The 25,760-nt window shown below is 66.8% G+C and carries 17 protein-coding genes; 13 read left to right on the top strand and 4 right to left on the bottom strand.

Annotated elements, in window-relative coordinates; genetic code table 11:
- Positions 1 to 96: 96 nt before the first annotated feature.
- On the bottom strand, positions 97 to 534 hold the full coding sequence (locus DMA15_RS30275; RefSeq protein WP_240660025.1) for a DUF4231 domain-containing protein: 438 nt from the start codon (positions 532 to 534) through the stop codon (positions 97 to 99).
- A gap of 526 nt (positions 535 to 1,060) precedes the next feature.
- Between DMA15_RS30275 and DMA15_RS30270 the strand changes: the two genes are divergently transcribed.
- The 3 genes from DMA15_RS30270 to DMA15_RS30260 are packed head-to-tail and all read left to right on the top strand — an operon-like array spanning position 1,061 to position 3,584.
- Positions 1,061 to 1,540 (top strand): hypothetical protein, encoded by a 480-nt coding sequence (locus DMA15_RS30270; RefSeq protein ID WP_206302873.1) that lies wholly within the window; start codon positions 1,061 to 1,063, stop codon positions 1,538 to 1,540.
- Entirely contained in the window at positions 1,537 to 2,826 is a 1,290-nt protein-coding gene (locus DMA15_RS30265; RefSeq protein WP_125515890.1) for a hypothetical protein, read from the top strand. Before DMA15_RS30270 ends, DMA15_RS30265 begins: the two co-directional genes overlap by 4 nt.
- Complete coding sequence (locus DMA15_RS30260) at positions 2,745 to 3,584, top strand: hypothetical protein (protein WP_125515889.1); 840 nt, start codon at positions 2,745 to 2,747, stop codon at positions 3,582 to 3,584. The genes DMA15_RS30265 and DMA15_RS30260 overlap by 82 nt, the downstream gene beginning before the upstream one ends.
- Before the next feature lie 72 nt (positions 3,585 to 3,656).
- Here the strand turns inward: DMA15_RS30260 and DMA15_RS30255 are convergent, their stop codons facing one another.
- Both DMA15_RS30255 and DMA15_RS30250 read right to left on the bottom strand, forming a co-directional pair.
- A complete protein-coding gene (locus DMA15_RS30255; protein ID WP_125515888.1) occupies positions 3,657 to 5,105 on the bottom strand; it encodes a hypothetical protein in 1,449 nt (482 codons plus the stop codon).
- On the bottom strand, positions 5,105 to 8,830 hold the full coding sequence (locus DMA15_RS30250; RefSeq protein WP_125515887.1) for a CHAT domain-containing protein: 3,726 nt from the start codon (positions 8,828 to 8,830) through the stop codon (positions 5,105 to 5,107). The genes DMA15_RS30255 and DMA15_RS30250 overlap by 1 nt, the downstream gene beginning before the upstream one ends.
- A gap of 556 nt (positions 8,831 to 9,386) precedes the next feature.
- On the opposite strand from DMA15_RS30250, the gene DMA15_RS30245 reads away from it, so the two are divergent.
- The 10 genes from DMA15_RS30245 (at position 9,387) to DMA15_RS37700 (ending at position 22,538) form a co-directional block, all read left to right on the top strand.
- On the top strand, positions 9,387 to 10,289 hold the full coding sequence (locus DMA15_RS30245; protein WP_125515886.1) for a hypothetical protein: 903 nt from the start codon (positions 9,387 to 9,389) through the stop codon (positions 10,287 to 10,289).
- 473 nt (positions 10,290 to 10,762) lie between these two features.
- Positions 10,763 to 11,782 carry a hypothetical protein gene (locus tag DMA15_RS30240; protein ID WP_240660024.1) on the top strand — a complete coding sequence of 340 codons (1,020 nt, stop codon included), beginning with the start codon at positions 10,763 to 10,765 and terminating at the stop codon, positions 11,780 to 11,782.
- A 50-nt stretch (positions 11,783 to 11,832) separates the two neighbouring features.
- On the top strand, positions 11,833 to 12,378 hold the full coding sequence (locus tag DMA15_RS30235) for a hypothetical protein (protein WP_125515885.1): 546 nt from the start codon (positions 11,833 to 11,835) through the stop codon (positions 12,376 to 12,378).
- A 20-nt stretch (positions 12,379 to 12,398) separates the two neighbouring features.
- The gene (locus tag DMA15_RS30230) at positions 12,399 to 12,974 is read left to right on the top strand and encodes a hypothetical protein (protein ID WP_125515884.1); all 576 of its coding nucleotides are present in this window, start codon (positions 12,399 to 12,401) and stop codon (positions 12,972 to 12,974) included.
- Positions 12,971 to 13,762, top strand: a complete 792-nt coding sequence (locus DMA15_RS30225; RefSeq protein WP_346428932.1) for a glycosyltransferase — start codon at positions 12,971 to 12,973, stop codon at positions 13,760 to 13,762. Before DMA15_RS30230 ends, DMA15_RS30225 begins: the two co-directional genes overlap by 4 nt.
- A gap of 150 nt (positions 13,763 to 13,912) precedes the next feature.
- Positions 13,913 to 14,617, top strand: a complete 705-nt coding sequence (locus tag DMA15_RS30220) for a TnsA-like heteromeric transposase endonuclease subunit (protein WP_125515883.1) — start codon at positions 13,913 to 13,915, stop codon at positions 14,615 to 14,617.
- Positions 14,614 to 16,797: a DDE-type integrase/transposase/recombinase gene (locus tag DMA15_RS30215; RefSeq protein WP_125515882.1), complete on the top strand. Its 2,184-nt coding sequence runs from the start codon at positions 14,614 to 14,616 to the stop codon at positions 16,795 to 16,797. The genes DMA15_RS30220 and DMA15_RS30215 overlap by 4 nt, the downstream gene beginning before the upstream one ends.
- Positions 16,794 to 17,930 (top strand): AAA family ATPase, encoded by a 1,137-nt coding sequence (locus DMA15_RS30210; protein WP_125515881.1) that lies wholly within the window; start codon positions 16,794 to 16,796, stop codon positions 17,928 to 17,930. Before DMA15_RS30215 ends, DMA15_RS30210 begins: the two co-directional genes overlap by 4 nt.
- Positions 17,927 to 20,509: a TniQ family protein gene (locus DMA15_RS30205; RefSeq protein ID WP_125515880.1), complete on the top strand. Its 2,583-nt coding sequence runs from the start codon at positions 17,927 to 17,929 to the stop codon at positions 20,507 to 20,509. Before DMA15_RS30210 ends, DMA15_RS30205 begins: the two co-directional genes overlap by 4 nt.
- 523 nt (positions 20,510 to 21,032) lie before the next feature.
- Positions 21,033 to 22,538: a TerD family protein gene (locus DMA15_RS37700; RefSeq protein WP_125515879.1), complete on the top strand. Its 1,506-nt coding sequence runs from the start codon at positions 21,033 to 21,035 to the stop codon at positions 22,536 to 22,538.
- A gap of 1,134 nt (positions 22,539 to 23,672) precedes the next feature.
- Here the strand turns inward: DMA15_RS37700 and DMA15_RS30195 are convergent.
- A complete protein-coding gene (locus DMA15_RS30195) occupies positions 23,673 to 25,646 on the bottom strand; it encodes a hypothetical protein (RefSeq protein ID WP_346428931.1) in 1,974 nt (657 codons plus the stop codon).
- Positions 25,647 to 25,760: the final 114 nt, after the last annotated feature.

Here is a 25,760-nt window from a genome sequence, read left to right as displayed (position 1 = left end):
TCCAGCACATCTCCGACACGCAGGCCCTTCCCCGCGAACCTACACATTCCATAGCGGCCCCGGCCCGCGTCTGGCAGCGGAACGGCGACGACTGTCTCAGGCCCCACGCGACGACACTGGTTCCCGGCGTTGCTCCAGCCACACACGGCACAGATCATCCCAAATATCCTGATAGTCAAGAAAAATGGCGTTGAGTTGGTTGTGCGTCAGATCGCCGGGAGCGGTTGATGCCACGAGGTATTCCAGGTCATCGGCCAGACGTCGGAATCGGCCCTGCGTCTCCTCCATCAGCACCCATCGGGAGCGCCAGTTGAAGAACGGTTCGACGGCCCCCAGTAGCGTCCCCAGGGCCACCAGCGCAAAGGCAAGACCGGCCCACGTGTTGAGGCTTTGCAGGCCCAGGATGATGGTGGACGCCGCGGACAGTGTCAGCGTTGTCATCTTGATCACTGAAGCGAGTCGGCGGAACTGTCGCTTCCTCCTATCGGCGTACTTGTCGCCTCCACGAATCTTGCCCAGCAGGAGAGCAGCCACCTTCTCCGGGCTGAGGCCTGCGCTCAATTCACCAGCTGGCTGCACTCTGTCCGCCCCCAAAGCGACCCATCGTCACCTTGCAATTCCCTACGTCAGACACTGCCTAGTGACTGTGCGGTTCCACAGAGTCGCCGATCGGCAGCCGAACTACGAGAACCGGCGAAGCCTCCGCCACGCAAGGTCCACCTGACCAATGCATCCTCGGATGGAGAGTCGATCGGCTTCGTGCAAGTTTCGTCACTACATAGCGGAGGCCATCTCCTCACCGATGCCGACAACGAAGGCTGGCCAGGGAAGGGACTACCAGGTGTGACGGTTGGGTCGGGAATCGAGCTGGCCAGACCGACACGACACTCGTAGAAGGCCAGTCCAGACAGTCAGCTCGCGTCTTTTCTCTCGCCACCGCGCTACCTTGGTCTCCTAGACCGGCCAGGCTGCCACCATCGCTGAAACCGTCGGAGCGGTCCTTGCGCCCGCCGCTGACGCCCTCCAGCAGGAAGCCAGCGCAGACGCCACAGAGACCCGGATGATCACCGAGGCCATGGTCCGGCTTCTGGTCGGTGCACCACTTCGCTCGGACGGGCAGCTCACGATCAAGTCATTGGCTAAGGAAACCGACCTGCGGCGGAACAAACTCACCCACAAACACACTGGCCTCAAGGACCTCTTCTACGCACTGGTCAATACTCAACAGATCCCACCGCGGCCCATCACCGACAAAGAGCGAGAGGCGAGCGATAAACAGAAGAAGGACCTGATCCGGGTCCGGGCAGAGCGGGAGAGCCTCCGCATCAAGACCCCACAGATGGCCCGAGTCATCCACGTCCTCGAGGTCGAAAACCACAACCTGAGAGAATCTGCGGAACGGACGGTGTCGTCCGCATCATGCGCCGTCGCCGGCCGGGGCAGTAGCTGCCTGAGTCGTTGTCGCGTCCTTCCACCGACAGGGCTCTCAGCGACGTCGCTGGGGATTCCGCACGCTGTCGCGCAGAATGGGATGCCATGACCGTGATGAAGCACCTGGAATACCGACCTGTCGGGGCCCGGTTGCGTGCTCCCCGCTTCGTCCTGGCCTATCGGCCGATGGCTGACTGGGTATACATGGCGCGCTGTGCCGTGACGCAGGTGTCGAGGGTGTGGGGCGGCTCGGGAGCGGTGATCCTTCCCGTGTCCGGTGACACGCAGCAGGCCACCACTCACATCAGCCTGCTGCCATCGCTCAGGAACTACGACCCCGATCATGTCGCCGGGCTGGTGCCATCGTTGGAGGACGCGGCACAAATGGATCCCACGGTGCGCGGCCGGTTGGTCGCCCAGTACGCAACCCCCGACGAGGGCAGCGACACCACCTGGAACCGCCTGAGTTCCCTGTCACTTCGGATGCCGCGCTGGGAGGGGCTGGCTGATCAACTGGACGGCTGGTGTTCCCCGTTCAAGGGGATCCGCCAGAGCAAGCAGCGCTTTGAGGCGCACGACGTCCGCAATCTGGGCCAGGAGCACGACTCCCGCGGCAGCTTGGCGACCGTATCTCTGCCTCCGGACGACCGGATGTTGACGCTCGATCTGTCCGGTGTAGATCCGATGATCGCACTGATGGTGGAGACACGGATCGGCTCGGCCGACGCGGCAGCCCGGTCGGACGAAAACATCATGGAGTTGCCGGTTGAGGACGAGGACCTGCCCGCACTGATCCATCTGGCCGTCACCGGCAAGCCGCGAGCAACCGGATGGGATCTCGGAAGCCGCTTCCGCGCGGTGGTCGAAGGGGACTCGCCGCAGGAGCTGACCCCCGACGAGTTTCTGGCCGCCACGCCCCTCGCGCACGCCGGCCGTTGGACGACGCAGCTGTCCTCATACCCTCCGGGCCCTGCGGCGTGCGTGGTTGTCGGAGAGACCGCCGACGATCATGCTCTGGCGATACTGTGTGATCGCTTGTACGGGCATGGCGCCTGGATCCCGACCCGCATGCTGGCAGATGAGAGTCCCTACCGGCGAGTGATCAAGAACGCTCTCCATACCCTCCAGACGTTCCACGATGACGGCGATCTGCCGGTGCTGGTTACAAGCGTCAGTGAGCCTCACGAAGCACTGGACGCGCTGGCCGACGACCTGGCTTCGCCACTCCCGACGCCCGACACGCACGTCCCCTGCTGCACTTTCCGTCGGCGGACAAGCTGTTCGAGGAACTCGCCCGCGCACGCGGTGCCACGGTGGAACGCTCGGATGCGGGACGCCGCGCCGCCATCGCGGCGGAGATGTGGGGATCTCCCGAGGCACTCGCTGCTGACCTGACCGGTCCTGTTCGCAAAGTGCTCAATTCCTTCCTGGCTCCCAAACGCGACGGTGACTACGGTGTCGGCTATGCCGTCCGGGGTGACGGTTACGTCGCCCTCGAGGACATCAAGACAACACTGGACATCGACGTCTTCGAGGCCCGTGACCTTGCAGACCGGCTGTTGGACGCGAACGTGCTGCGCCGCGGTCTCCTGCTCAACTGCGCTCGCTGCCACTTTGAGGCCTTCTACCGCATCGAGTTGGTCGGGTCCACCTTCAACTGCGAAGCGTGCGGGCACACCAGTGGTGTCACAAGAGGACGGTGGTACTCGAAGGATCCCGAGCCGCATTGGTACTACGCGATCGATCAGGTCGTCCGCAATCTGCTGCGCAGCCATGGCGATGTCCCGCTACTTGCCGCCCACCAGGTGCGGCAGAAGGCTTCTTCCGTTTTGTGGTCGCCCGAGTTGGAAGTCACGGACTCGGACGGCTCCATCGAGATTGACCTATGTCTGGTCGCCGACGGGCGCATCATCGTCGGCGAAGCCAAGTCCAACAACTCCCTGAAAGGGAAGAAGTACGGCACGCAAGAGTCGGCCGCCAGACTCGTGCGGGCCGCCCAGCTTCTCAGCGCGGACGAAATCGTCCTTGCCACCAGTCAGAACGCATGGGCGCGGGGTACCCGGACGGCAGTCCTCAAAGCTGTCGAAGAAGGCTGGAGAAGTGGCCCGCCACCGGCTGTCACCGAAATGCTGAGCCTCGATGAGCAGGCATAGGGAGAAAGAGCAGTGCACCGGCAGGTGCAGCAGTGCGGAACGAGTCGGCCGCGGCCGGCGCCGTCAACCAAGCTAGTCGAGATCTCCTACCTCTCGACGGATGGCGGACCACTCCATCCAGTCCTCCAGATGGTGCGTACGTTGGAAGCGCTGGTGCAGGGCGTCGGCCAACCCTTGGAGGAAATCAGGCCGCCGCGGATGCCCTAGGGGCGTCACCTTCACAGCCGTGCGCAGCAGTTCCACGGCCCGGTCGATGTCCCCGCTGTCTCCGTACTTGACGAATCGTCCGACCAGCAGGTTCGCGAGCTGACTCATCCGGCCAGCGCCGTCGAACCTGTCGGCCGGCGACGCCTCGACCGCCAGTTCGGCACAGTGGACGGCGTACTCCAAATGACCGCGCGACCCGGAACGGCTGGCCAGCAACTGCAGAGCTATCGACAGGTTGTTCAGGGCCCGTGGTCTCCTCTCGTCGCCGGGAACGGCGGCGTCGACCGCTGCTCGGCCAGCTTGCAGCGCCTCTACCAGATCGTTGCCGTCGCCTGTTAACTGGCTGCGCTGGGTGAGAACCAGACACAGGTCGAGGAGATGGCCGGCGTCTGGTTCGCCCGCCGTCACCATCGCCTGCCGTACCGCGGCGATCGCCTCGTCGAGGTCCTCCGCGTTCGGTCGGTGCCAGTGGCGGCGCAACAAGGCGGTGCACAGGCCGTCGTACAAGAACGGCAGGAGTTTCTCGGCCCCTGGGAGGGTGGCGCTTTCGGCGATAGCCTCTCGGCGTAGCCTCACCGCCTCGTCGAGGTCGGCGAGTGTTCCGCACAATGCGCCGCGGTGGGCCAGTGCGAGGGCCAGATGGTGCAGACACTGCAGAACGTACGCGCCGGACTCACGCGCGTCGTCGACGGAGCGACGACCGATGTCGACTGCCAGTTGTGCGTCCCGTTCATCACCGTTCTGTTCGGAGCGAGTGCGCAGCACCATGCAGAGCAGCGTGAGGTTTAGGGAGTGATCCGGGGTGCCCGGTAGCCCCTCCGCAACGGCGCGTTGAAAAGCGGCGATCGCCCGGTCCAAAGCGTCCGCTCGTCCGTCTTTCTCCCAGAGCTGGTAGGCGACATGACCTCGGTCGCTCCACGACGTGCCGGCGTCGTCGCCGGACGGCGCCTGGTCCGCGGTGGCCTCAATCTGCTGCAACAGCGAGCGCGGTATCGCTTGCGGATTCCGCTCGGCGATGGTGAGAAACAGACGTACTGTTTTCTCCCAATCCGGCATGCTTTCCTCTGGAGACTTGAGTGCAGCGCGGAACCAGTGGAGCCAGGCGACCAGTTCCGTGGCTACCTGCTGGAACTCGTAGTCGTCCAGGGACTGACGGTCGAGTTCTTCTGACTGCGCCATCGTGAGGAGTCGTGTCGCGTCCTCGACCGCTGCCTCGTCCAGCACCAGAGCCGGCTCCGCCGACAAGACGAAGCCGTCCAGCCGGTCGTGGAGCCGGTTGAGGATCATCGTGCGCTCGGTCAGGTGATCCGTCATCAGGGCCCCATGTGAAGGTACGCGCCCCACGTCGTCACGGCGGAGGGCTGGTCCTCCCGCAACGCCAGCACCGACCGGTGCAGCGCAACGGCTGTGTGCGAGGTGTTGGGTGGCCGGCCGTCGGGTGCTGTCAGGCGTGGGTAGAGCTGCGCCGCGACCTGCGCCGCATGGTCGCCCGATATGGGCCACAGCGTGCCAATTACATGGCGGTAGCCGGCCAGCCGCATGGCGCTTGCCATGTTCAGCGATTCGTCCGCGAACCGCCCCGGTGTCAGGGAGGACTCGCAGGCGGACAGGAACGCGAACTCCGCTCGCTCCAGGGCAACCGCGGTGAGGTCCGTCACGGTCAACGTGCTGTCGGTCAGCCGCAGCAGCGGTCCGGTGTCAGCGCGACCCGTTTCACCGTGGCAGGCGAAATGGACCCAGGGCGAGTGGGGAAGCCCGGCGAGGACCTGGTCACGGGTCGCCTGCGTCCCGGTCAGCACTCGCGTCCCGGGGAATGCGGAGGCGAAGGTCTCGGCGTCCGGCGGCGTGGTGCCCGGTTCCGTCTCTGACGCGGCCCCGCTGGTGGCTACGCTCACCGCAAGGGGCCGGTCCCCGCTGGCGGGGGGCTGGGCTGGGCGTGCGTACAGCGCCACGAGACTGCGCAGGGTGGGCGTGTAGGACGAGACGACCCGGTCCATAACTGTCTGCGGGGCGGCTTCGTGCCGGCTGCCGTGCCGGCCGGCTGCGTGCAGCGGCAGTGAGATCAGCGGACCGGTAGGGCACCACCACATCCGCGGCGGCCGGTCCGGGTCGGCTCGGCGGGTCAGTCCCAGCGCGCTGAGCACCGGTGCGCAGACGCTGTCCCACAGCCACCGCAGTGTGGATATCACCATGTCCCGCCCGGCGATCTGCAGAGCTTCGCTGTCGGACTTGCCCAGGAGTGCGACGCCGATGGCGAAGCGGTGCGCGTATGTTAAGGCCACCGCCTCGGTCACGGCGGGCAGCGGTACAGCCCGGACCTTGTTCGGTGTGACGAGCAGGGCGTCGCAGCGCAATCGGCTCACGTTCAGGACGGCCACGGGGCCGCCCTGTGCAGCCAGCCGCAGCTCAGCGCAGGATGGCGGGCGCAGGAAGTCGGCGAGACCGGGGAGACTCTGAATCTGTTCGACGAGTTCTTGCCGTTCTTGCACGGCGGCCATCCGCGCGCTGGTGACGTCCAGTCTGTCGATGCCGTTGCCGCTCGGGACGCCGTCGGCGGGAAAGGCGGGCATGGCGTCCGGTGAGGGGAGTTCCTCGATCCTCTTGTGAACGTCTTCGAACGCCTTCGCCAGCTCTGCCGATACAGCGGCTACCCGGTGGTGTGCGGCGCGGGAGTCGAGGACATGCCCGAGGATGAGACCGCGCCCCTGCTCCAGCAGTTCCAGTGCGCGCTCCGTGGCGCCGCTGTCCACCGCGTGAGCCGCCGCCTCCGAAGCGAGACCGATGTGCGAGGTGAGGACCTGCATCTGTCCCGGACGGTCCGAGGCGGACCAGGGCACGAGCTCCAGCAGATCCAGGGCTTGGGCGTACGCCCCGGCGGCTTGGGAGGAACGTCCGAGTTCCGCCTCGCAGCGCGCCCAGTCCACGGTGGTGTACAGGTGTGCGAGAGAACCCAACGTCGCGTCCGCCGCTGCCCAGCCGTAGTGCTCCGCGGCCTCAGCGAGGACGCTGCGCCCACCTTGGGCACCGTGGCGGATGCGCAGCAGACGACCGAGTAGCGCTCGGACAGGCGTGTTCGGCGTCCGTCCGAGGAGGTTTCGGGCCAGGGCGAGGGCTTCGTCGAGGTGTGAGGCGTCCCCGGTGTACAGGTACAGGCTTCCCAGGGCCTGGGACAGCCACGCCCTTTGGGAGATCGAAGACCCGTCGCCCGGCTCGGTCACCGCGCGGCGCAGCAGTCCGACGGCCTCCTCCAGCAGAGCGAGGTCCCCCTTGCCCCGCATCAGGGCGTCATCGGCGGGGACAACGGGCGCAACCGCCCGTTCACGCAGCGGGTAGCCCTCCTGGGGGGCGGCGTACGCCGTCATCGCCGCCGTCGCCCGCAGCAGCGCCACCGCCTTTGCCCTGGAGACGAGGAACCGGTCGTGCAGAACTTTGCCGCGCAGCCCGTTGGCGTAGGAGACCTCTGCGATCGGGGCCCATGGACTCTCTCCGAGTCGTCGCAGCAGTTGCTGGCCCTCGGCGACTTCATCGGCGCTTCCTGAGAGGATTAGGGCTTGAGCGAGAGCGAGCATGGGGGTGGAGCGCAACCTGCTGGACGCCGGTGTGCCCTGCAATGCCTCCCGCAGGAGATCGCGGTGCTGGGCGATGCTGTCAAGGTCGCCCACTTGCTCGTAGCGCCACAGCGCCGCTCCGGCCAGGTTCAGCAGGGCTCGACCGCGCCTGGGGTCCCCCTCGGGAAAGCCTTCCACTGCCGCGCGGAGTAGCTCAACACCTCCGGTGTCGCCGGTCAGCCGCTGCCTGGCGAAGGCCAGGGCCGCTCCCACCTGGCTCCGTTCCTCGTGACCTGCGTGCTCGCTGTCGAGAGCCGCGCGGAGGAAGGTCTCTGCTTCTCGCAGGTGGGCGAGGTTCTGTGTCTTCTCAGCGAGCTGGCACAACCCGATGCCGAGGTTGGCCAAGCAGCGCATGCGCTCAACGCTCCCCTCCCGGGTGTGCGTGAGCGCCTCGCGGGCGACTGCCACGGACTCCTCCAGCAGGCGCAGGGCTCCTTGCTGCCCACCATGGCGATCGCTGAACAGGGCGCCGAGATTCAGCAGAGCCGTCACGCGCTGGTCCTGAGTCAGAGCCGAGCAGTGTGCGGCCTGGCTCAGGAGGTCCTCGGCCTCCTCCAGCAGGCCGCCGTCGCTGTCGTCGCGCAGGGCATGCAGCCTGACCAATGCGAGGGCCAGGTTGACGGCGTCCGCGGCCTCGTCCGCAGTGTCGATCGCGGTCGGATCCACGCATGCCCGCAGGTGCTCCACTGCGCCTGCGGCCGCCCGCACGTCTCCGAATCGCTCCGCCCGCCGCAACTGGCAGAAGCCGAGTTCGGCCAGGTACTGCCTACGGCGTGCCTCCCCGTCCTCCAGCGCGGCCACGACCTGGACAAGCGCGGCGATCGCCTGGTCGAGGCGCTCAGGCTCACTGTGCTCGGACAGGGCCAGCCAAGCGTAGGCACACGCGGCTGCGACCTCCGGCCACTGAGGATGCTGGGGCGAGACCAGCGCACTCCCGAGCAATACGGCCTGAAGGACCAGTTGCTTCTCCGCAGAGAGGGCCGGCGGCTGCTTCGCGGGTCGTCCAAGCCCTGTCTGCCTCAGCAGATCAGCAGCTCCTCTGATTTGCTCTGCCCATACCGGCGGCGGACAGCCCCACAGATCCCAACCAGCCGGGTCACCGCTGAACAAGTCCTGGTATTCCTCGGGCGCTTCATCCGGCACGAGGGCATGCAGTCGACAGTGAAAATGCCGGGCCCGGACGAAGTCACGCTGTCGCCCATCGTCCTCGGCGAGTTCCCGGCGCAGTTCATGGAGTCTCGCGAGCGACCGCAGCACAGGCAGTGCCGCCGTGTCCGCCTTCCCATCGACGGCCAGTGCGCAGTGCAGCCGGTCGGCGTCCGCGAACGCCTCCTCGGAGACGACCGGCGTACTGTTCCCGCTCGCGTCGAAGGCGGCGAGTCGATCGAGAACGGCCTGGTGGGCTGCTTCGACCGATGGTAGTTGCGACATGGGCTCGCCCCCCCGAGTCCGGTGAAACCATTGCTTCAGAGCAACCAGAAGTATCAGGAGTACCGCGACTAATCACTAAAACGATTAGTTTTCCGCGAAGTTGGCTACGAACCATGGTGAAGTACGCACAAGCCCACGACAAGAGGACAGGGGGCCCCTTGACTGTCGCCGAGTTGGAATCGTTCTGCCGGACCTTGCCCGTACTGATGCGACAGGCCGACGAGGAAGGGCGGGGCCGGGACGTACGAGAGTTGGTGGCCACTCTGGTTCGGCTTCAGGCGACTCCCCGCCAGCCTGACGCCGAAGCCGAGATCGGCCGCCGCATCCGGGCCTTCTGGGTATCGATCGGTCTTCCTTCGGGCGAGCTGCGTGGGGGGCCGGAGACTCGGCTGCCCGGCGTCACTCGACTCAAAGGCGTCACAGAGTTTTCGACCGAGGGAGCGTATGTGTGTCCGACACGGTGGTGCCCTGTGCGCACCGACCGCGCACCCAGCGGCCCTGTACCTCGATGCCATCTCCAGCGCATGCCACTGGAGTACGAAAGTGAGTCGGCTCCTTGAACTCCTTTCTCTCGGAACTCGGCAAGAAGCTCGCCGACCGTTGGGCAAGCCTCTTGGCGCTCCCAGGCGCCCTCTTTCTCACAGTGGTGGCCTGCGCCCGGGTCCTCGGCCACGACCGCGCCTGGGACACGGGACTACTCGAAACCGCCGCCGACCGAGGCGCGGTCCGCTACGAAGGGCGTCCGGCGTTGGCGGTGCTCGTGGCCCTCGGCTTCCTCGCTGCAGCCACGCTCGTCGGGCTGGTCGTTCGCTGGTCGGGGTCGGCCTTCGAGGCATGCTGGCTCACCGCCTGGCACAGAGGCCCAGCCGCGCTGCTCATCAAGCGCCGTCAGAAGCGCTGGGAGGTGGCGGACGCGGCCTGCCAGCAGGCTCGAGCGGAACGTCGTACGGCTCAGGCCGACCGCCGTGCAGAGGTCACCCAACGAATGGACCGAAACACGCAAGCCCGCAACAGGCTGGCACTCGCGTCGCCCGAGCGGGCGACGTGGATGGGGGACCGCATGCACGGCTGCGCGCTCCGGGTCCACAACCAGTATGGACTTGATCTCGACTCGGTGTGGTCACGGCTGTGGATCACACTCCCCGACGCGGTCCGCTCGGACATTCGCGCTGCCAGGACCGATTACTCCAACGCCTGCGCCCTCACGGTCTGGGGTGCCCTGTATGTCCTGACTGGCGCCGTTTGGTGGTATCCGGCCCTCATGGGTGGGAGCTTCCTCCTGTTCCTTGCCTGGTGGCGTGCCCGCAGAGCCATCGCCACCCTGGCGGACCTAGTCGAAGCCGCCGTCGATGTGCACTCCGCCGAGCTCGCCACCAGCCTCGGCTTCACCCTGCCCCAGTCCTGGGTCACCCCTGACATAGGGGCCGCCCTGAGCGAACGCCTCCGCAAGGGAACGTGACCCGCGCCCTCCTATCCATGGCTGCTACTGCTTCGTCGTTGCGCAAAGCTTGACCACGTCGCAACCGCCCCGTACTTACCCCGCACTTGGGTCGGCATCCGCCATGACGGGCTCACTGGTGCAACACCACTGAGCCCCCGCCAACTTGAAGTCGCAGGTCAAAGGGAGACCGCCACCTCATACGAGGCAGCGGTCAGTCTCGCGTCGCTCCTGCTCTGGGCAAGATCCGGCTGAAGACGGACCCTAGAACCCTTCGTTGACCTGCAAGGAAGCTGCACGAGGGTCCAGCTCTGGGCATCCTCGCGCCCGGCGTCGCCGCGCGGGAAAGGCGGCAACATAGCGGGCAATCCCCGGTTAGCGAAACCGGGGATTACCCGGACTCTAGAGGCGGATCACCCACCACCCCCTTCTTTCAGGAGCACCTCATCCGCCGCCCTCTCCACCAGTTCCCTCTGGTCATCGCCACCGCCTGCGTGGCCCTGGCCGCCACCGCCTGCAACGGCGGCAACGACAGTCCCGAGGCCAAGAACACCGCCCCCTCCGCGAGTGCCGACAAGCAGCGGGAGCTGCCGCCCGCACTCACCAAGCAGCAGGCCCTCGCCGCGATCGACCGGTACGCGAGGGTCAACAACAAGGCCAACGCCGACCGCGACCGCACCCTGCTCGACACCATTGAGGACGGACCGCTGTATGCCATGTCGGTCTCCGATTACAAGGAGACCGAGGGCCTGACCAAGGCCGAGCGCAAGCCGTACAAGCCGTGGGCGTACGACATCCAGAACTCAAGGCTGTACATCCCGCGGATCGCCGCCGGCCAGCCGCGCTGGTTCGCCGCCGCGCTCTCCGGTACCAAGGGCAAGGCCCCCAGCCGGCTCGCCGTCTTCGCCGAACAGCCGCAGCACAAGCGGTGGGAGATGGTCTCCGTCGCCGACCTGTACGGAGCGGATCTGCCCAAGGTCGCCCTGGACTCCGATGGATACGCCGCCGCCGTCGCGGCCAACGGCGATAAGGACGTCGCGGCGGGAGCCGACCTGCTGCGCAGCGGCGTCCTGGACAACTTCGCCACCGGCGGCCAGAACTCCGGGAAGAAGATCTTCACCAAGAGCAAGGCGAGCAGCCAGCAGATCATGGTCCACGACAGGACCGTCCCCAAGTACGGCAGCCAGGGCACCAGCACGTTCGCCGGTGCCACCAACCGCCACCGTGACGCGTACGCGCTCAAGACCACCGACGGTGGTGCGCTGGTCTTCTTCTCTCACAGTCACACCCAGACCGACGCGGTCGCCCGCTCCGAACTGCAGCTCAATCCCGGCAAGGACGACCGGGCCTGGCTGTACGACGTCCCCCGCCGCTCCATCCGGTACACGTTCGTCTGCAACGACGCCGCCACCGTCCCCGCGAAGGCCGCGCCCTCCACGCTGCTGGCCTACACGTGCGCCCGCACCGCCGCCTCCGGTCCGCCCGTGAACTCCGCGTCCCTGCCCCGCGCGTAGCGCAGCCCACGCCCGCACCGCACCGCACCGCACCGCACCTGGAACATCCCTTGCCCGATCCCGACTTCGAGCTGTACGACAACGTCGGCCGCGACGCCGACCAGATCGCCGCCGCCCGCTACGACATCGACACCGATCGCGACCTGCTGCGCTGGGCGAAGCGAGATGCCGAGCCGTTCCTGGCCGAGCACCCGCTGCCGGACACGCCCCTGCCGAGCCCAGACCTCGCCCCGTACCACGACGCGCTCGCCGCCGCCGAGACACCAGCGCAGGCCAGCGCCGTCACCCAGCACCTGCTGGACGCTGCCGAACCCGTGCTCCAGGCGGTCAGCGACTACCTTCTGGCCGCGGCCCGATGGCGCGACCAGCACCGCGGAGCCGAGCCAGACTCCCCGCCCAAGATGCTGATGGCAGCAGCCAGCCGCAGCCTCGACGTGCTGGCCCTCGCCCACCGAGCCGACCTGGCCATCCTGCGCACCGTCTACGACCCTGCGCCCGCGCCGAAGGCGCGAGCCGACGCCCCGGCTGACACCACGTCCACCCTCCCCCCGGCTCCACCGCACCTCCCTCCCTCCGGGCCGGCCCTCGGCCGGTAACCAGCGCTCCCCGAGGCCACTTGTCCACACGCTCTGTCATCGCCCGCCCCTCCGAGACCGGCTACACCGGCATATACGTCCACCACGACGGCTCCCCCAGCGGTCGCCTCCCGCTGCTGCTGACCGCCTACCAACACCGCTTCGCACGCGATGTCGAAGCCACAAGCGTCCACCTCATCGCCCAAGAGAGCACCGCCGGGGACGAGCTGGGCACCGACCTCCTCGATGGCGCCCCGAAGTCGCTGCTCAAGCAGCTGACCGGCGGGGAGAGGTGGCCCGGCCGCGAGATGGACGACATCATCACCTCGGACGGCTCCCCGCCCGAGCGGGCGGTCATCACCGAGGCCGACTCCAGTGACCTGTCCTGGGGTTACGTCCTGCATCCCGTCGGCGTCGAGGTCATCAGCCTGTACGCGGCCGACCGCGGTCCGTTCGTCGACTGGAACACCGACCCGCGCACGCGGTTCAGCGACCACCCCTACCTGTGGTCGCCCGGACAACCGGTGCCCGCCACACGGCCGCCGCGCACCACACTGGCGCCCGCCGCCACCCAGGCGCCCACCTCACCGGCTGCACGGCCCGCCACCCACCGTTGATCTCACACCTTTCGTCTCTGGAGAACGTCCTGTCCTCGCACTCCCGTCCCGACATCACGGTCGTCATCGCCACCCGGCTGCGGCCCGAACGTCTGGGCTACCTCGCCGAACTGCACGCCAGCCTGATGCGGCAGGCCGTGCCGTGGGAGGCCGCTCTCGTTCTTGACGGGGCCGACCGCACACTGCTGCCGGAACCTCTCGCTGCCGATTCCCGGATCCGGGTGATCGAACTGCCCCGCCCGGTCGGCGCAGCCGCCGCCCGCAACCTGGGCCTGCGCACGGTCCGCACTCCCCTGGTGTGTTACATGGACGACGACGATCTGGTGCCGGATGACAGCCTCGCCGTCCGGCACCAGCGGATCACCGAGACCGGTCTGGGCTGGGTGGCGGGCTGGAGCGCCGACCTGCACCCGGACGGCTCCACCACGATCTGGCGCTGCCCGACGCCCCCCGGCGTGCACCAGCCCGGTGACGTGACCGGTTACTGGGCCAGCCCCGAGGCCCAGATCCCGCTCGGCCAGACCATGCTGCTGGCCCGGACCGACCTCGTCATCGCCGCGGGCGGACACGGCGGACTCCCCGCGGGGGAAGACTTCTTGATGGTCAACGGCGTGACCAACCTCGCCGCAGGCGAACTGCTGCCACACGTCGTCTACTTCTACCGGCAGCATCCCCACCAGATGACCGCCGGCGGCGTGGCCTACCGGGATCTTCGGGGTCCTTCGCGCGACTTCGCCTTCCGGCACGGCCGCGCACTGCGCGCCGCACTGCGGCATGCACGAATGTAGGTTCCGCGATCCGGTGCGCACTGTACCCGTGAAATGCGCACCCGATGCGCAATTTCAAGGCTCTGTGCGCACTGACTCCGCACGGTAACTAGCTTCCGCCCTATGGCTATTCCGAGTCCAGCCCAGGTCCGCGGGAAGTACAAACAGCCGATGGCCTCGGTGCGTTACAACGACGCGTCGGTGCGCAAGGTCCCGTTCAAGGATCTGCGTTTGGCGGATTTCACATGGTCGGTTCCATGGCGGAAGTTTCGTTCCGTCCACGGCCAAGCGCACTACTCAGGGCGGTACGCGTCGGCAACTATGGCCGGGCCCGTGGTCTATGAGAGCCGCTTGGAGCTGGCACGGCTGCTCCTGGCCGACATGGATCCTGCCGTGCGGGGAATCCATGCCCAGCCGTGCCACCTGACCGCTCGGGTTGGCGATCGGGTACGGCGGCACGTGCCGGACTTCCTGCTGATCATGGAGTCGGGAGCGGTGCGGGTGGTGAACGTCAAGCCCGCGGATCGGCTCAAGGATCCGAAGATCACGGAGGCGTTGGCCTGGCCGGGTGAACTGGTCGAACGGCACGGTTGGGAGTACGAGATCTGGTCCGGGGCGGACCGGGTGGTCCTGGAGAACGTCCGGTTCCTCGCGGCCTACCGTCGCCCGGGCGTGGTGCCGGAGGCCGAGATCGAGCGTGCTTGGGAAAGCGTGCAGGACGGTGACCGACTGGGTGTGGCCGAGCGACGGCTGGCATCTGGGCGCCCCGACCACGAGGCGCGACCAGCTCTTTTGGCGCTGGTGTGGTCTGGGCGGCTGACCACTGATTTATCCCGCCCGCTGAGTGGCGACTGGGTCCTGCGGAGGTCACTGTGAACGCCTGGACAACGACTCTGCGGACTGGCCTGCCACTCACCTATGACGGCGAGCAGTTCACGATCGCGGAGATCGAGGGCCGCCGCATCCTCCTTCAGCACATGTCGGCAGAGGGCCGCCCCACGTGGCGGCAGGTCGACTTGTCGGTGCTGCTGGCACACCCCTCTACCGAGTTCCTGGTGGAGACCTCGCCTGCGGAGCCGGCGGCCGCAGCGTTGGTGGGCGGCCTCAGTAGTGCGGAGGACGATGCGCTCACCGTTCGGTTCCGGCATGTGCAGGAGGTTCGCTTCGGCTTTCAACTGGGTTCTTCCGAGCTGGCTTTGGAGGGTGAGCCACGGCCGGACTATGCGCCAGAGGTGCCTTTGATGCACCGGTACCGGGCAAAGGCCGCCGAGCTCGGAGTCGACCCAGCGACGGTCCGGCGATGGGTGTCCAAGGTCGAGCGGGACGGGCCGGCCGGGCTGGTGAGCAAGCGCCAGCCCAAAGGCGTGCTGGATCGGGCCGATCCGCGCTGGTTGGAGATGGCACGCACGGTGATCGGGAGTCTGGAGAAGTCCAGCCGCCCGGTTCGTGGCCTGGTGCTGATGGAGATCGAAGAACGGCTGGCCAAGAAGTACGGCCGTGATGAGGTGAGCATTCCGAAGCAGACCACGGGCTATGCGCTGCTGAAGGAACTCGGTCGGGGGACGAACGCGTTCCAGGGCAGCACGAAGGGGAAGCGGTCCATCGCGAACCGTCCGCAAGGGGTCTTCGGCAAGCTGCGGGCCGCGCGGCCAGGTGAGTACGTCGTGCTGGACACCAACAGCCTGGATGTCTTCGCAATGGAGCCGGTGACCTGCCGGTGGGTGCAGTGCGAACTCACTGTCGCCATGGACCTCTACAGCAAGGTGATCACCGGGTTGCGTCTGACGCCGGTGTCGACGAAGTCGACCGACGTGGCCGGTGTTCTGTTCGAGACGATCCGACCGCGGGAGGTGTCGTCTGCTGGAACGGGTGAGCCGCTTCCGTACTGCGGGGTTCCTTCCACGGTGGTGTTCGACGCGGAGAAGCTGGTGGACGCGCAGGGGCAGCCGCTGCTGCCCGCGGTCGCGGCAGAGACGATCATCTATGACCACGGCCGGATCTACGTCTCGAACCACATCGCGAGCGTCAGCGCGAAGCTCGACATCTCGCTGCAGCCGGCTCGCCCCTATACGCCGACCGACAAGCCGGTGGAGCGGTGGTTCAAAACGTTGAACCAGGGGCTTCTGGCGGCGCTTCCCGGCTACAAGGGGCCAGACGTGCACAGCCGGGGAGAGAAAGTGGAGGAGGAGGCGTACTTCTTCCTGGACGAGCTTGAGATGATCATCCGTGAGTGGATCACCTTGATCTATCACAGGCGGCACCACCGAGGGCTGACGGTTCCGGAGGTCCCGGGTCTGAAGCTGAGCCCTCTGGAGATGTTCGAGCACGGCGTGAACCGGGCGGGGCCGTTGCGTATCCCGTCCAGGCCGGGGCTCGCGTTCGAGTTCTTGGAAGAGGAGTGGCGCCCCATCCACCACTACGGGGTGGAGATGAATGGGCTGCGCTACAACGGTGACGGGCTCGACGACTACCGCAATCGGATCAGCCCGCACCGCGGCGAGCACGCCGGGAAATGGCCCGTCGCCGTGGATCGCGCCGACATCAGGAAGATCTACTTCCAGGATCCGGGGCAGTCTCACCTGTGGCACACGCTGGACTGGGAGCACGCCCCGGCCCTTAACGGGCCGGCCAGCTTGGAGGCATTGAAGTACGCACGCCGGATCGCAGCCAAGACGCATCGTTTCCCGGACACCAAACGCGCCCTGATCGAGTTGCTGGAACGCTGGGGTGCCGGGCTGACCGTGGATCGGGCCGAGCGGCGCATGGCGGTGCGCTTGTCGCAGGACCGTCTGCGCCTGATGGGCGGAGACGGTTCCGGAGTCGACGAGATCGACGAGCTTCCTTCCGTGCGCCGTCTGGCGGAGCTCAGCTCGCCAAACGTGGGAACAGGCCGAAGGACGGCACCTGATCTGCAGGTGGTGGTCGTGCCTGCGGATGAGGACCTGGGCGGGGACGACGACGAGGACGAGGAGTGCGAGGCAGTCCCGGCAGACGAGGAGACTGCGGGCCTGGTCGATGAGGATGAGTACTACGCCGATGTCTGGGAGAGCCGTTGAGTAAGGCCGACGGCCCCGCGCCGTTCGAGGGCGACGACCGCCAGTACAGTCCGACCCGGCTGGCCGGATGGCTGCAGGAGGTCTACGGCCCTGACCGGATCCGGCCGGAGCAGCTGAGCCGGGCCCAGCTCGCTGAGCTGTCGCCGCGGGCGCGATCGGTGCATAACGACAACCGGGAGGTCTGGCACGCCAACATCGGCCCCATCGACACTCCGCAACTGCTAGCTCTGCACGCGGATTTGCGGGAGATCGTCGAAGCGAACCGGCAGGACGGCAACAAGACCAAACCGGCCGCCCTAGTGGACGCCCACCCGGGGCTCGGTAAGAGCACGGCGGTACGTGCGTACGGCTGTGACCTGTTCAAACGGCAGGTGAACCTGCGCGGGGACACCACCGCGGCCGGTGCCCGCCGGGTGCCGGTCATCTACATCGCACTGAGCGGCAACACGCAGATCCGCGGCCTGAACGCGGCGATCTGCCGGTTCTACGGGCTGCCCGTCAAGGGCGACGCGGACACGCTGGCCGAGCGGGCCGTGGACGCGGTCTTGTCGATGAAGACCGTCGCCATGATCATCGACGACATCCACTTCCTGGCCGGTTCGAAGTCCAACTCGGTCCGCATGGCCAACCAGCTCAAGTACCTCTCCAACGTCTTCCCCGTCACCTTGATCTACGTCGGGGTAGGCGTCCAGGAGCGCGGCATCCTCCACGAGGGCTTCTCGCCGAGGGAGAGCCCGCTCGCCCAGTTCGGGCGGCGCACCACGGCGCTGACGCTGGCGCCCTTCCAGGTCGATGACGACGAGGGCCGCCTGCAGTGGCGTCAGCTGCTCAAGACGATCGAGCAGAAACTGGTCCTGGCCGAGAAGCACCCCGGCATGCTCGCCGAGGACCTTTCGGACTACCTCTTCGCCCGCTCCACCGGGCACTTCGCCTCGCTGATGTCGCTGATCAACCGCGGCTGCCTGCGCGCGATCCGCAGCGGGCACGAGCGCCTGGACGAGGAGCTGATGAACCAGGTGAAGAACGATGCCGCGGCCGAGGAGGCCCGCAAGGAACTGGAAGCCGAGATCAAGGCCGGCCTCAAGACCACACGGCCCAACCAGGGTCCACGACACCGGAGGAAGTCGGCATGACGGGCTGGAGTGAGGAGCGCATCCCCATCGCCGTGGCACCGGTCCCGGGGGAGGCCCTGGACAGCTGGCTGGAGCGGTACGCACAACGGCTTCGGATCAACACCTTGGACTTCGTCGACTATCTCGGTCTGCCGCGCTCGTCCGCGCGCACGATGGTCCGCCGCCTGACCGAGGACGAAGGCGAGGTGCTCCAGCGCCGCACCGGGATCGGGGCCGGGCAGCTGAGGGCGATGACCCTGGAGCCCTACGACGGCTCCCTCGTGCGCATCGACCCGGTCACACGGCGCCTGCGGTGTCCGCCCACCTGGCGGCACTACGGCAACACCTCCCGGTACTGCCCGGCCTGCCTGAACGAGCAGCAGGCACGGTGGCAGGTGCGCTGGCGCCTTGGCTGGGTTTTCGCCTGCACCCGGCACAGCCTGCTGCTGCTCGACCTGTGTCCCCAGTGCGGCAACGCCCCGCCCGTGGCCACCCGCGGCCGGCACCGCGTCGTGCCGCCGCCGGAAACCTGCCGCTCCTGGATCATCCAGCGGGGCCAGGACGTCCGCTGCGACTTCCCCCTCGCCCACGCACCAGCGGTCCGCCTGCCCACGAACGGGGCGGTCCTCGCAGCCCAGCACGCGGTGGACACCTCCGTGCTCGCCGACCACCACGGCCCCGCTGCACGCCAGCGCGGCGGCGAGCTGTCGTTCCTGGGCCGCCGGGCCCTGCGCGGCATCCAGGCGCAACTCGAGCTGGCGCCACCCGTGGTCGGTCAGGTCCTTGAAGAATGCGGCGGGACCACACCCCGGGTCGCCGCCACCCAGGAAGTGCATGACGCGCACAACATCGCCGTCGGCACAGCCCTGGCCGTCATCGCCACAGACCCTGAACACCCTGCCTTCGACGAGTTGTTCGCCTGGCTGCACCGCGGCAACGGGCAGCCCATCGGCATCCCCCGCGATCACCCGACCTCGGATCTGGGGAACTGGAGGCCGGCCGGGCCACGCGTGATCTCGCGGATCCTCAAAGCCTCGGACGGACAGCTCACCCTCAAGGCCCGGCTGCGCTACCGGACGGCGACCCCCGATGCCGCCCCTCCCGCGCTCACCGAAGCGCAGGTGAGCCAGCGGGCGGCGAAGCTGCCCGGGATGCTCTGGGCGTCCTGGACGCTGCGGCTGCTGCCGGCCAAGGCCGCCCACCAGCCGCGGATCGGCGGCATCCGCCGCGCCTGCGTGAACCTGATGCTGATCCCCGCAGGCCCAATCGGGCACCGGGAAGCAACCCGGCTCATGGACAACAGCCACTTCCGTAGCCAGCAGGAGGCGCTGCTGGCCTTCGTAGACGAGGACCACATCGCCAGCACGCTGGCGCACTTCGCGCACGTCGTCGACACGCATACCGTCCCGATCAACTACGCACGCCGTCGGGCCCTGTTCGCCGACGAGAGCGTCGATCTGTGCCTCGACGAGTGGCGGCACCGGGAGATCTGTCGCAGCTTCGGCAGCCGCCAGTTCACACCAGTACATCGGGAGCGGGCCCGCTGGCAGGTGCGCCGCTTGCTGCTGGGGGCCGAGCCCCACCGGGGCAACCACCCGCCCGCATGGGCTCACCGCTTCACCTACCGGCTGCATCCCGATCTGCGTGCCTTCTTCGCTGATCAGGCCGCTGCGATCCTCGCCGCCCGCAAGATCAAGGAGCCGGTGTGGTGGGAGCCGCCCGACGACTGGCTCGACGGGATCGCGCTGCCCGTCGCCCCGCTGGACGTCACCGTGGACCGCCTGGCCGCGCTGCTGCAGCCGGGGCCGAGCGCCGGCGATGTGGCCAGCGAGCTCGGCCTGACGATGCACCAGTTGCGGCTGCTGCTGGAGAGCCGAGGAGTCAGCGCCCCGAAACCGCCCGAACCCCGAGGGCCGGGGCACCTCACTCCCCGGCAAGGTGACCTTGCACCCGATCGCCTGCGCCACCTCTATGTGGAACGGGGGATGCAGCAGAAGGACATCGCCGAAGTCGCCGGATGCAGCCCCGATATCGTCCGCTACTCCTTGAAAGAGGCCGCCATCCCGCTCCGGCCGCGCCGCGCCGCCGGTGAACTCGCCCGGTCCGTCGACCCCGCCTGGCTCGCGACCGAGTACTACGTCAAGAGGCGCACGGCCGCGGACATCGGACGGGAACTCAACACCGGCGGCAACAGCATCACCAAGCTCCTCGACGCATGGGAGATCCCCCGGCACCCCGCCAGCGGCCACACCCCTCCGCCACGCATCCACACGAATCCGTTCGACGGATTGCCAGTGAAGCTCTCGCCGGCCATGCGCCGCATCAGCATCCGCCAGAACAGCCTGACCGCCCTGCGAAGCGCGGTACTGGTGCCGGGATACCCAACACGCCGCTCGGCAGCCCTCGCCCTCGGCATCCCCAGGACGACCTTCAACGCCCACCTTCGCCTGGTTGAGGGCGCCGCCGGATTCGCCGTGTTCAACCACCGCAAGCGGCCGGTCAGGGTGACGCCCCGCGGCCGAACCCTCCTCAATGAGGCCAGGCGCCTGCTCCAGCTCCTTGACGCGCAAGAGCCCTCAGCATCAGCCGACGTATATTAGCGAACCTGACGGATCTCACCGCACGATCCACCTGCAGGCTGGATCATGAGGGGCGTGGAGGACTGGTCTGATGGCAACGACCCCAATGAGCTGCGCATGTCTCAACGCCGCCCTGCAGGAGAACGCGGAGCTCGCCCTGCTGAAGACAAACAACACACGCCTGAGGGCGCGCCTAGGCCAACCGCCATGCCCGGCCCCCGCGCCGTCGGCCGCAGCCGACCCCATGCCGGTGCCCCCGTCCTTGGTGCTGGCGGCGGGCTTCCGTGCGCCGGCCCCTCGTCCGGCACCGTGGCGAAGATCACTCTGCTCCGGGCTCTGTTCACCGGACGCGACGACGTGTACGCAAGGCGGTGGGTGAGTGCACGCACCGGGCGGACCGGCTGGAGCCCGGCCGAGGCCGACCGTGCGACAAGACCCAGGACGACGCGGACCGGGTGTTTGGGCCGCTGGCCGAGGAGACCATCCACGGCCACCTCGATCCGTCCAACGGCGAGTTGACGGCAAGCTGCACAACGGGGGCACAATGACGGTTTTCGAAGCCTTGCAGGCAGGGGATCCGGACCAGGTCGGGCCGTACCGAATAGTCGCGCGGCTAGGCGCCGGCGGCATGGGGCGGGTCTACCTAGGGCGCTCACGAGGTGGGCGGCCGGTAGCCGTGAAGGTTGTACGCCCCGATCTGGCCGACGACACCGGCTTCCGGCACCGATTTGCTCGGGAGATCACGGCGGCCCGCCGGGTGAATGGAGCCTTCACCGCAGGAGTGATTGACGCAGACCCGCACGGGTCCCCGGCCTGGCTAGCGACCGTGTACGTACCGGGTATCTCACTCGGAGAGGCGGTTGCCACCCACGGTCCCTGGCCACAGGAGCGAGTACTGGCGTTAGGCGCGGGGTTGGCCGAAGCCTTGGAGGTTGTTCATGCCGCCAGAGTGGTCCACCGAGACCTAAAGCCCTCTAATGTACTGCTCGCTGCTGACGGGCCCCGAGTCATCGACTTCGGCATCTCGGTCGCCGACGAGGCCAGCGCTCTGACACGGAGTGGCATGGTGGTGGGCTCGCCAGGCTTCATGTCGCCGGAGCAGATCACCGGCAATCCAGTCACTCCGGCCTGCGACGTCTTCTCATTGGGCTCGGTCCTGGTGTTCACCGCCACCGGAGCCGGTCCCTTCGGCTCCGGCCTGGCCCATGCTGTGAACTTCCGCGCCGTGTATGAAGAGCCCGATCTGCAGCGAGTACCAAACAGTCTGCGGGCCGTAGTGGCAAAGTGTCTGACCAAAGACCCCTCCCGACGGCTCTCCGTACCAGAGCTGCTGGAACAGCTAGCTGTGACCCACGGAGGTAGGCAAGCCGTAGCTATGAGCCTCGCTGAAGGTGGCTGGCTACCCGAACCCGTTGCCACCGCCGTTCGGCTACGGGCCACCGCACTCAACATCCAGCACCCATCACTCTCCGCACCATCCTGCCAAGCTGGCAGCACGCGGCTTGAGAAGGGGGGCAAGGTCTCGCTGACCACCAAGGCGCCGGACCTCACAACCGTAATCGTTGTGCTGAATTGTGACGTGCGGACGCCAGCGGGTCCAGACTTCGATGTTGACGCCAGTGCCATATTGGTTGGCGCCAAAGGGAGAGTGATATCCGACCAGCACTTCGTATTCTTCAATAACCGCACGAGCCCAGAGGGTTCGGTCGAACACCTCACTGCGGGAATGGCCTCCGAAGAAAGGATCAAAGTCGACCTCGTCACCGTCCCAGCCGAAGTCACAAAGATCGTTTTTTTAGCATCAATCTACGATGCCGCTAACCGGCAGCAGACCTTCGACGATATTCACCAAGCGTCCATCCGGGTCATCAACCCATCAGGCGACCACGAGATAACCCACTACTCGTTCCCCGGGGCAAGCTCCAACGTCTCCGCAGTAATTTTGGGTGAGCTCTATCGACGTGGTACGGAATGGAGGTTCCGAGCCGTCGGTCGCGGGTACACCTCCGGCCTGGTCGGTATCGCGCAAGAATTCGGCATCAACGTCTGACCTTACTTTCGCTACTCAGCACCCTCCTGAATTGGCTTCAGGAGCAGGAGCCTCTTCCGGGTTGAGCAGGCGCGTACGGCACCGTCGGCAACCCACCGCGCAGGCGCTCCAGTTCGGGGTGCTACGCCACGAGCCGTAACAGCGCACGCTTACGATATCCCTCCTTGCGCTCAGCGATCTCAGAGTCCCGAGAGGGCACTTGGACAGGCAGGATGCCGCTGTCCCCGTCGAGTCGCGCGCCATGCCACGCGCGACGCTGACACCCCGCCACGTGATCTTGGACAGTGGTGACATCCAGTAGTTGTCAATAACAAACGGCGAGCTCAGCGGTTGACCCGTCGTGCGATCATTTCGGTTCGGCTGGCGTAGCCGAGCTTTCGCGAGGCTCAGACATGACGACCACACAACTGCCGCTACCGACCGTTGCGGAAGTCCGAGCCTAAGGCTCGCAGTCAAGACCTCGATGTTCCGCAACGGGGCAGAATCCGGCGCGGGATCTGGGATGCCTGGCACGCTACACACCCTGAACGACCTCAAGGGGCTTCTTCGGGCCATGCCCGACTGACTGGCTGACACACTCGTTGCCACCTATAGCAGCGGATCCCTGGTTAGCGAAACCGGGGAACATCCGGGTCATTGCCCTTCCACCGCCCCCCGTTCAGTCCGTGGAAGGACCTCCTCATGCCCCAAGCCACCTGCCCGCCGTACATGCCCGAAGACATCCTCGCGCCCGACCGGCGGTGGGCACAGAACCATCGCTATGCAGAGCAACCCCCGATGGCCCCCGCTCAGGCATCCTGCTCATGATCCGTACCGTCGCGCGGTGCTCATCTCGTGCGGAAACCTCCATCGCCGCAGGACCCAGTGCTCACGAAGCTACGGTCCCTAGACGCGTTGTAGGTTCCGCAGTTTCGTGAGCGTTTCCGCGTGACCATGAGCAGCGACTACGTGCAGCAGCCTTCACTGTGAGGTTTCTTTTCGCCCTTTTCGTTTGGGCGGGTAACGGATGCTCCGTACCGTCCAGGTTGGCGGTACGGAGCCGAGCAGAGGCCGTAGCGAGCGAAGGTTACCCACGGCGCCGATGCGGTACGGGGACGAGTCTGCATGTGGAGCCCCCTATGTCTGATCGGCCTGTTATCCGTAGTGTCCGCCGCCAAGCATCCGTCCCAGAGCACGCGTCTCGTCCTGGATGCGGTTTACTACGCTACGCACGCCGGTGCCCCTGTCCATCCCGTTCTCCACAAGTTGGGTGGCCAGGGTGTTGAGGTAGTTGGTGGCAGCCACCACATGGCTGACGGCATCCCGCACTTCCCCTTGCTGCATGCGGGCGAGCAGTTGGGAGGCATCGTCCGCTACGTGGCCCACCTGAACCGAGATTTCAAAGGCTGTCTGTGAAGGTAGGTTCGCCCGTCCGAGCTGGCGTCTGATGCGTTCGCAGGAGTCGACTAGTGACTCAACCATGACGAAGTCGCGGCCCACCGGGAAACCCATAGTCGCGCCAACCTGGGAACCGCGTACCGCGAGACCGGCCACATGTTGGTCGCCGGTGATGAAGACATCCCGCTGACGCGGTACATAGGGGTGCAGTTCGGTGGAACTGAGCGCGTTGAGCGCCGGGCGGAAGCAGGGGTGGATATGGAATTCGGTCTCATGGGGCTGCACTGATACGTGCGCCTCCCCCGTGTAGACCACCTCGCTGCCGCGCCGCACCCCGAGGAAGTTCACGGCGAAAAGTACGTCGATGACCCCGTCCACCGTGAGCGTGTCGCTGTACTCGGGGAACCGGGCATGCAGTGCCTCACGGTGCTCGTCGAAACGGCTCCGCAGCGCAGCCTTCATGACCACGTAGCCGGTGTTCTGGAAGATGGCGAAGATCCTGCTAAGGAAGGGGAAGTTCACCAGATACTCACGCGCGAGGTCCTGAAGCTTCCATTCGGAGAACTGCCGCGTGGCCCCGGTGACATCGTCTGGAGAGATGCTTCTCGTGTGTCCGCGTTCCACCGCTTTGTCGCGGCACAGGTTGAGGAATTGGATCGCATCTCGGGGCCGCGCGAGCGACCGGGAGAAGAGGTAGTCCGCCGTAGGCACACCCGCTACGCTCAGCGGGAACAGCTGCTGCCACAGTTCTTCCGGCGTCAGCCGCCGCCCCAGCGACACGGAGGCCCGAGTCAGCGCCAGCTCTCTGAGGTGCTCGGGGGTCCATTCGATACGGACCTCGTCGCCGCGATACTTGTCACCCTCGGTGAACTCGAGCACGTCGTAGATGTCTGCGCGTAAGAACAGCACACAGCGCACCGCTCTGCCGTATGCCCCCGACACATGTTTACCTGCCAGCAGCAGGCCCATCACCATATCCTTGCTGTCCGGAGCATTGGACCAGACCTGCTCCAACTGATCAACCAGCACCAGTAGGGGACCGTGCGCGTCGGCGCAGTCGAGTTCCTTCAGCGCGCGGGCGACGCCCCCCTCTAGGACCTCGAGCTGTACGGAGGCTCTGGTGCCCTCGGAAGAACCACTCATGTCCAGCGCCGCCTTAACCCCGAACGCCTCCAGCGATAACGAGGTTTGCAGCCCGCGGGTGCCGCTCGCCAGTCTGTCGTATAGCTGGGCTTCGCTCTCCTCCCCGTTGGCGCGCAGGAACTTTCGCAGGGCACGCACCGAGGCCGGATGCCGCCGCCCATGCCGCTCGGTGGCATGGGCAATGACATGTCGGGCGGTGTGGACAGCGAAGACGTACCGCCAAATTAGCGACTTGGAGCTGCGACCGGTGAGCCCTTGCAACTCGAATCTGCGGATCTCGTCGCCCGCCGCGTCGTCCGGCGTGAGCAGGACGGTGTCTCCCGCATGCTCGCCATCTGTGGTCAGCCGCATGCAGATCGCGCTCTTGCCGGCGCCCTTGCGCCCGATGACGAGGGTCTTCCGCCCGGAGAGCACGGCCTCGTACGCGGCGGTTGGCAGGAAGCCCTCACGCAACAGGCCGTCGGCCATGTCGTGCTCGGCGTCATCACGGCCGAAGTACAGCCTGCCGGTTGTGCCCCTCGGTCGCCCCATGCAGCTCGCCCCCCGGCCTGTGGATTCATCACCACCGTAGAGGATGACTCGCTTCACGTCCCGCGTCCTGGGTCGGCCTCTGGTATGCAGGAGCTCGCGATCAAGTGACGGTCATCAGCCCGATGTCGCGGAACTCTAGATCCCTTAAGGGCCACCCCGGGCGTGACTTGC

The sequence above is a fragment of the Streptomyces sp. WAC 01529 genome, from assembly GCF_003945545.1.
Classification (GTDB): domain Bacteria; phylum Actinomycetota; class Actinomycetes; order Streptomycetales; family Streptomycetaceae; genus Streptomyces; species Streptomyces anatolicus.
Note: the sequence above shows the minus strand (reverse complement) of the source record. Positions and strands in the feature narration are given on the sequence as shown.

Bases quoted from the DNA above. Each gene is read 5' to 3' on its own strand.
- DMA15_RS30270 (WP_206302873.1), top strand. From the start codon at position 1,061: ATGATCACCGAGGCCATGGTCCGGCTTCTGGTCGGTGCACCACTTCGC.
- DMA15_RS30265 (WP_125515890.1), top strand. From the start codon at position 1,537: ATGACCGTGATGAAGCACCTGGAATACCGACCTGTCGGGGCCCGGTTG.
- DMA15_RS30255 (WP_125515888.1), bottom strand. From the start codon at position 5,105: ATGACGGATCACCTGACCGAGCGCACGATGATCCTCAACCGGCTCCAC.
- DMA15_RS30250 (WP_125515887.1), bottom strand. From the start codon at position 8,830: ATGTCGCAACTACCATCGGTCGAAGCAGCCCACCAGGCCGTTCTCGAT.
- DMA15_RS30220 (WP_125515883.1), top strand. From the start codon at position 13,913: ATGGCCTCGGTGCGTTACAACGACGCGTCGGTGCGCAAGGTCCCGTTC.
- DMA15_RS30205 (WP_125515880.1), top strand. From the start codon at position 17,927: ATGACGGGCTGGAGTGAGGAGCGCATCCCCATCGCCGTGGCACCGGTC.
- DMA15_RS37700 (WP_125515879.1), top strand. From the start codon at position 21,033: ATGACGGTTTTCGAAGCCTTGCAGGCAGGGGATCCGGACCAGGTCGGG.